Origin of the sequence: Enterococcus mundtii (genome assembly GCF_013394305.1) — a bacterium.
In the GTDB taxonomy this organism is placed as follows: Bacteria; Bacillota; Bacilli; order Lactobacillales; family Enterococcaceae; genus Enterococcus_B; species Enterococcus_B pernyi.
Window position 1 is genome coordinate 51,769 of the sequence record NZ_AP019812.1, and the last position, 7,602, is coordinate 59,370.

A 7,602-nucleotide genomic window follows, 5' to 3' on the forward strand; every position below is an offset into this window, starting at 1 on the left:
AAAACAAAATCGTTCTTTTCATCGACGCCTGAAAAAAGCGAACAACGCCTACAGCGGCTTGGTATGGGCGTGATCGGTTATTTCAATTTCTTGCGGTAAGGATCGATCGTTTGTTCTAATTGGTGCCAATCTTGGTCATCTGGCACTTCTTTTAACAAGAGGTACGCTGTTTCAATGACAGAGTCCAACACGTAGCGAGAATAATTAGTTACGATCAAATCAACCTCATCTTGTTGTAAGCTTTCGCTTGTTAGAGACTGTAATGGCAGAAAGGTTAGCTTATGTTTCGATCCAAATTGTTGGATCGCGCGGGTTCGAATATACTGACAGATGAAATGATCGCCCTCTAAAAGGAAGTAAATGGTTTTCTTTGGTGAGTACAAGTCTAAAATTAACCCGCTATACAGTGTTAAGCTAACACAAATATCTTCTAAATATTTAGATAGACCAAAGGCAATAAGTCCCTGTTCCTCCAAAAAATGAAGATTCTTCTGGTATGTTTCATGATCAGAATAAATAACTTGCTCTTTAATATCTGTCATTTCCTTATTTAATGCAGGTGCAATCAAATGATTGAGTTTTCTCGATAAAAAAAAGGATCGTATAAACGTGGCAACTGTTTGGCGGTTGGTTTGCGGTAGTTCATGCATTTTTAAGAACGCCTCGGTCAACTGAGCGCTTTCTTTTTCTTGATGGAAATGATCATAAAAGAGTTGTTCCTGATCTTCACGACCTAGTGTACGCTCGACGATCGTCATTAAATAAATCCAGGCAAACTCTTCTTTGGGAATTTCGTTTCCATATAGCTGCTCAAAGCTTTCTTTCAAAGAATACATCAGCGAAAAATCAGCTCCGGTATAAGCCAGGTTTGTCAATTTTTCAGGCAAGTTTATGCTATACCCTAAACTGGCTCGTTTTAAAGCAATAAAACACGTATAGTAAAGAGCTGTTGGCGTCGTCCCTGACCCAATCCTATAATTACCGAGTTTTCCATTTAACTGTGTCAAAACCAGGTCTTGGACGGCAGGGTCTGGCAGTACGGTGTAGCCTGTTTCGATTCCTTCGTAATAAAAATCTTTGAAAAATTTGCGCAGACTGGCTTCATCTCCTTGAATCGTCAGTGGGTTTGACGCCCACTGCAGCCCGTAGCTTTTTAGTGCCGAATTGCTTTGCGTGAGCATCCGGCGAAACGAACTCTCTGAAAAGTGATAGTAATCCGCTAGTTCATCGACTCGATACAACTTGCCATAAAAAATATTACCAATGATTTCAAACAAGCATTCATTTTCCAATAGATGTTGTTTTCGTTCTTGATAAATCGACGGTCTTGTTTCTTCAAATACAAAACCACTGTTTCCAGACATCAATGTGATACTTTCCCCAAAATAATCTCGCATATATTTTAGATCATTAGCGATCGTCCGTTCCGTCACTTGAATTTTTTCTGCCAGTTCACCGATCGTAAAGAGACGATTACGCTCGATGACACTTAATAGTTTAAATAATCGACTCGTCACGCGATTACTGATAAAAGCCAATTGTAGATCCCTCATGTTTCCCCCTCATTTCCAATTGAATGCTTACTAGTACTATTACATACATAGCATAATCGTTGAAAATGATAAACCTTATTTTTCATCAAAATTGATAAATAAGTAAAAAAGAACAGGAGGAGGGCGCTTACAGTTGGAAATTGTTCACTAAGGAGACAAATAATAAGTTCAAACAAGCTTTTTATATACCCACTCAAATAATAAAAGCACATAACCGTGCTAGACCCCCAAAGAGTACAGCTTTTGATCTTTCTTTATGGATCCGAGTACGCACAGCTATCTCTTTTCTTCGATACGTATTGTTCATTGGGGAAGAAACAATCCATGCTTCGTTTACACCGATTGCTACACCGTCACTATTGATCATTTGGGGCATATGTAATCAATCAGTTTCCTCTTTTTATGAATCGATTTGTTCTTCATGATCGACCCAAAAGATCCGTTTGAGAAGTACGTGTGGTGAGTTGATTATTGGAATTAATAACAATTCTCTTTCATCTCTCCTGTGTTTCTCCTATAGTAAAAAATGATGTCAAAAAATTTTAATTTTCTGACACAAGCGTACCCTAAATAGACACTAGCCAATCATTGAAAAATCTCGATTTCTAATGTATGATTAGGGTGTATTTTAAATAATTCGAGAAAGTAGGTAAAAAATTGAAAATTGCTTATATTCGAGTTTCGTCGATTGATCAAAATGAACAACGGCAAATTGAAGAAATGAAAAAGTATGGCGCAGAAAAAATTTTCATCGAGAAACAATCTGGAGCAACGATCACCCAACGACCGATTTTTCAGGAAGCTTTAGAGTTTGTCAGAGAACAAGATATTTTTATTGTCGAAGCCATCGATCGATTAGGCAGAAATTATGACGAAATCATTGACTCAGTCAATTACCTCAAAAAGAAAAATGTACAACTAATCATCACTAGTTTACCAATCATGGCTGAAGCAATTGGAAATCCTCTCCTGGATAAATTTATTAAAGATTTGATCATTCAGATCTTGGCCATGATTGCTGAACAAGAGCGTTCTGAATCTAAACGACGCCAGGCACAAGGAATTAAGATTGCAAAAGCGAATGGTGTTTACAAAGGACGTCCTAAGTTATATAGCGCAGATACAAAAGATCCCCAACTTCGCCTTGTTTATAAAAGCATCGTTGAGGATCTTGAGAATGGCGTTGCTATTTCAAAGATTGCTAAAGCTTACAATGTTACGAGACAAACTGTATACAGAATCAAAAAAGATGGCATGCCCAATGAGTAATAGTTGTCCATGTTACTTTGATATATTATTCTAAACAATTTGTGACACAATAAATTGTTGGAAGTTTTTCACCGTAACTTTTCTATAATGTAATTCATTTAGATTGATTTTACCATCTGAAAATAGTAATTTTTTACCTATTGGTATTAAATCATTTATAGGAAAAATACTCAAAACTTCATCTTTAGGATTTTTAATTACAAAGAAATTTTCAATTATTGATTCAACCTTATTGTAAGTCTCAGCATATTCCTTAGGGGTTAGATTTTTATCATATATATGAATAATTTTTTTTATATTAGCCTCGTAAAATTCTCCACTCATTTCTTCTAAAATTTTACTTTGTCCTTTTTGTACTAGTTTATCTCTAGTTGATGGTTCATTAATAACGAGTACATCAATATTATTCAAAAAAAACTCAGAAATACTTTTTAATTTATTTTCAAAATATTGAGTCATAAGTAGCTTTGAATCAATTTTAAACTTATAGTCAACTTTTTCATTTGTAACGATTAATTCAAATGCCCCAAATTGGGCTCTTACTAGATTAAACTTTTTTGGTAACCTATATTTTATTTTTTTAATAAATAATTCAAGATACGATTCAACTTTAATTATTAACGAAGTGAATTTTGGAATTCTCCCACCATTATTCTCTACACTATCTAATATTTTTTCAAATTCATTTTTTTGATTCTTTTTAATTTTATCTGCTATATCCCTAGATAGATAGTCATCATTATTTTTATTCTTATTTACAAATTCATTTATTGTTTGTATTTCATTTTTATATACTGCAATTAAATGACTAATTTCTTTTTCATTAAGTTCTTGACCATGTTTTATATAACCACGTAATTTTTGAATCAATCTCTTTTGAATTTTTTTAAAGCTATCCTTATAGTAAGAAGGTAAAATAATTTCTGTACTAGTTAAAATATTAGTGTTTGTTACTAGAACTTCATAGAAATACGGATTATAACTCAATAAATTTTGATACCTTGTATATTCTTCATCATTTGTTATTAATTTTTTCATTGTTCTTAATTCTTTAAAAGAATTTACACAGTCTCCACCAATTAGTAAAATATTGCCATTTGTTTTGTTCTCAATTTTATATTGAAATTTATTGGGAGTAGCACATAATTGGCATTTTTTAAAATCACCATTTTTTGCTACTAATCTTGGGTTTTGTTTGTCTGGAATCCATTCTTTTCTAGAAAACTCTAACCAAAACGGTAAACCTTGTTTTATCTTATTAAATATATTTAACTGAATAGCAAGGTCAATAGAAATGGTATTATTTTCCTCAAGTATTCCAAAAATCTCTGGTTCAGTATTTTTAACAAAATCACTAAAAAGTAATAACTTTCTGTCCTTCGAGTTAATTAATAGTTTATTAGACAAAATATCCCCTCCCATCTAGCTAAATTTATATTATCATGTTAAATCACTTGAAACAAACATGCGTTTGTTTCAAGTTTCAATAATAATTGTAAAAATAAAACGTACATGTCTTTACAACCAGTTTATTGACCATGAATTGATTAAAGATTCAATCATTCAGATATTGGCCATGATTGCCAAACAGGAACGTACAGAATCTAAACGCCGCCAGACACAAGGAATTAGGATTGCAAAAGCGAATGGTGTTTACAAAGGATGGCAACCTATATATTACAGACGCAAAAGATCCCCAACGTCGCCTTGTTTATAAAAGCATCGTTGAGGTTTTAAATCAGGGGGTTGCTATTTCAAAGGACCATAATATTACGAGACAAACAGTTTATCGAATAAAAAATACTAATAATTAGCTATCTTCCATTGTCTCAAAAGTAGTTAGATATGTTCCTGTAATTTTCTCGCTGCTTAAATTTGAACTGGAAAGTAATTGTTGACATTTTGCCTCCAAAACATCTTCACCTACATGAGATTCTATTAGTTGATTATAAAATTTTCTAACTTCACTTATAATAAGCAATATATTAGGTAGTGTGAGTACTAGAACATTTTCTGCATAAGAAGAGTGAGTGGCTTTGTTGTCTGAATGAACACTAACTGGCAATGCTTCTATGTCAGAATAGTTATCTTTAAACCATTTTTCTGCAACAAGAAGCTGTCCATGTTCCTCTTTTCTAAAAGCATTATTTTCTTTTTTTCGACTTTTAGCTTCTATTATCAAACCCTTTTTTTCACTAATTAGCCATAATAAATCTGGCCCTACTCCCTCATCATCATATCTTTCTGCTGAAAACCCCAAAATAATACCTAGATTTTTTAATGCTTCTTCGAATTGATTTGCACTAGATTTTGGAGTAATAAATGATTCTATCTCATCAATTTTAGCAAGAATTCCTCGCGGCTCTTTAAATTCTTTATACTTTCTAATTATCATTTTAGATTGGCTAGAAGGTATTTTTAGTGGAATGTATTCAACAGTTGAATTATTACTTCTAAATAAATTGGTATTATTAAAATATGCTTGATTTTGATATTCTTTAGACAAACTTTTATTTTTCAATATATATGCGATTCTAGCAGCAAGCTGTTGCAACCAGCCCTTTTCATTTTTGTCTATAGAATTGCTTTTTTCTAAAAATTCATTTATTTTCTCAATAGCTTTATCTAAACATCCCTTATTACATAGATTTACTATTTTTCTTTCTAACATAGCAAAAGATAAATCTTTGTCTAGAATTTGATCACTATCAATATACTCCACTAATTCTCTAGAATGATACCCAGTCCATCCACTATCTCTGTTCAAACTCTGATTTATAACTTCAGATAAATCAGAAATGCTTTTTACCTCTTTGCTTACATTCTTGCCTATTTCAATTTGGGCTTTAGTAGCACTTGTAAAATAAGAAAAATTACTTTCTAAGCTAATCCATGAAGTTAAATCTTTTCCTACAAGTATATCTATACAATAATCGGAAGATCCTCTTGCACCTCTACCTAGTCCTTGTTCAATCCTTTGAGTCATCATTCTTGTAATAGTATCCCCACCCATCAAAGCTGTTGCTCGAAAAATTTCATAACTTGAGGTACCCATTGGAATACCATCCATTATTAAAAGTCGACAAGCATCTCCTGGCAAATCAATTCCATCATACCTGTTTGAAAAAACAACTGGACCAAATTCATCCTTGTTCTGCATTTTCTCCACAATATCATTTACCTCTTCTGACCCTCTTAGAAACTTTACATCGGGTTCCCAACGACTAGCTTTTTCATCAGAAGGAGATATAATAACGGCGCCATGTTCTCTCTCAGCAACATTTTTTAGTAATTGCAATGAGTCTTTAAAAGAATCAAATGGAAAATCCATTAATCCTGGTATTAATATCATTCGTTCGCTTATTCCGGCCACAGACTTAGATGTTAAAGGATGATCTACTGCACTCTCAGTCACATTAAATGTTCTTATAATATCACCATCATCTGAGATAGTAGCAGACATATATATTTTTCGTTTTGCATTCATAAATGTGGGGAAAATATTAAGCATTGGTTGAATAGGTGTTATTGTAAATTTATTCTTACTAATGAAACAATGACACATAGTTAACTGATCTCTAATTAATGGCCAGGAAAATATATCTATATTTTTAACTTTTTCACTTACATATTGTATAGATTCTATAAATTCCCAATATGGTACTTCCAAAACCATCTCTTCTTTTCCATCAACAACTTCATCAAACGTTCCTTGTTTCCCAATATCAATAAAACTTTTCCTAAAATGTGAGCAAAGTTCGCCATATAAATCTTCATGGTCACTCCTACTTATTTCTAAAGTAAAATTGTCTCGTATAACTGATAATGCTGCATGGGCATCATCAAAAATAATCGCTGCAACATTTTGAATAGAAGGTTTTCCTTGAATCCCAAATTTACTTTTTCCGTTAAATAATGCCGAATAAGTTGCTATCATGATAGCTTTGCCATTTACAAATTCTTGTGATAAACTCTCTCCCCTTTTATATTTTACTGCAGATATTCCTAATTCAACTGCTTTATCATAAGTTTGATTGACTAGCTGATTAGTAGGTGCCAAATATAATACTGGTTCTTTTAATTCATTTATTGTTGACTGAGCAATCAACAACCCCACCATTGTTTTACCTCCACCAGTATGCAATTTTATAATATTATCAGCTTCGTCTCTTTTTTTATACCAAGAATTCAAAACTTCTGATTGACTAGAGTAAAGATCGTTTATCCCTTCAGGTTTAGGCATTCTTCTAAATATCTCAATTGGATCAATAATTTCTGGTACTTTTTCTATTTTCTTTAATTTACTAAAGTCTACCATCCACATACTCCTTTATTTTTTACCTTTTAGATTATTATATTGTTTATTCTAAATATTGTCATTTTAAAAATATATTACCGCACAACTCATATGTCCATTAAAATTAATTGCAGTATTAACTTCAAACGAAAGTCCAACAGGGTATACTCTGTTGGACTCTAGGTAAATATCTTACTAAACCTAATTAAGTGAGCAACTGAAAGAATTATCAAATAAGCAAGTTAAAAAGGATCAAAAACTTAAAAGCTTCTGATCCCTTTTATTAATTGTATTTCTTGTTTGTAACTTTTAGTAACTTATTCAGGATTTTAGAATTAACAATAGGGATTCAATTAAAATCGTTATACATTGTCCCCACAACCAATAACTATTTATCAGCATTTTTAAAGACACCGACAAAAATTAATAATTTTATGATCCAATAGTAAAAATTAACTCTATCTAATTTAAATAAATAAATCA

At 32.1% G+C, this 7,602-nt stretch carries 5 protein-coding genes and 1 pseudogene; 2 read left to right on the forward strand and 4 right to left on the reverse strand.

From position 1 onward, the window contains the following. Nucleotides 1-77: 77 nt before the first annotated feature. The gene (locus HZ311_RS15410; RefSeq protein WP_178946896.1) at nt 78-1,553 is read right to left on the reverse strand and encodes a helix-turn-helix domain-containing protein; all 1,476 of its coding nucleotides are present in this window, start codon (nt 1,551-1,553) and stop codon (nt 78-80) included. Between the two features lie 193 nt (nt 1,554-1,746). Beyond that, complete coding sequence (locus tag HZ311_RS15415; protein WP_178946897.1) at nt 1,747-1,929, reverse strand: hypothetical protein; 183 nt, start codon at nt 1,927-1,929, stop codon at nt 1,747-1,749. 281 nt (nt 1,930-2,210) lie between these two features. On the opposite strand from HZ311_RS15415, the gene HZ311_RS15420 reads away from it, so the two are divergent. Further along, nucleotides 2,211-2,822, forward strand: coding sequence for a recombinase family protein (locus HZ311_RS15420; RefSeq protein ID WP_178946898.1), 612 nt, complete (start codon nt 2,211-2,213; stop codon nt 2,820-2,822). A gap of 30 nt (nt 2,823-2,852) precedes the next feature. Here HZ311_RS15420 and HZ311_RS15425 read toward each other — a convergent pair whose 3' ends face one another. Next, on the reverse strand, nt 2,853-4,229 hold the full coding sequence (locus HZ311_RS15425; protein WP_178946899.1) for a hypothetical protein: 1,377 nt from the start codon (nt 4,227-4,229) through the stop codon (nt 2,853-2,855). Between the two features lie 133 nt (nt 4,230-4,362). Here HZ311_RS15425 and HZ311_RS15430 point away from each other — a divergent pair. Continuing rightward, nucleotides 4,363-4,636, forward strand: a pseudogene (locus HZ311_RS15430) (recombinase family protein); the annotation flags it as partial. Here HZ311_RS15430 and HZ311_RS15435 read toward each other — a convergent pair. After that, complete coding sequence (locus tag HZ311_RS15435) at nt 4,633-7,140, reverse strand: DEAD/DEAH box helicase (RefSeq protein WP_178946900.1); 2,508 nt, start codon at nt 7,138-7,140, stop codon at nt 4,633-4,635. The pseudogene HZ311_RS15430 and the gene HZ311_RS15435 overlap by 4 nt on opposite strands. Between the last annotated feature and the right edge of the window lie 462 nt (nt 7,141-7,602).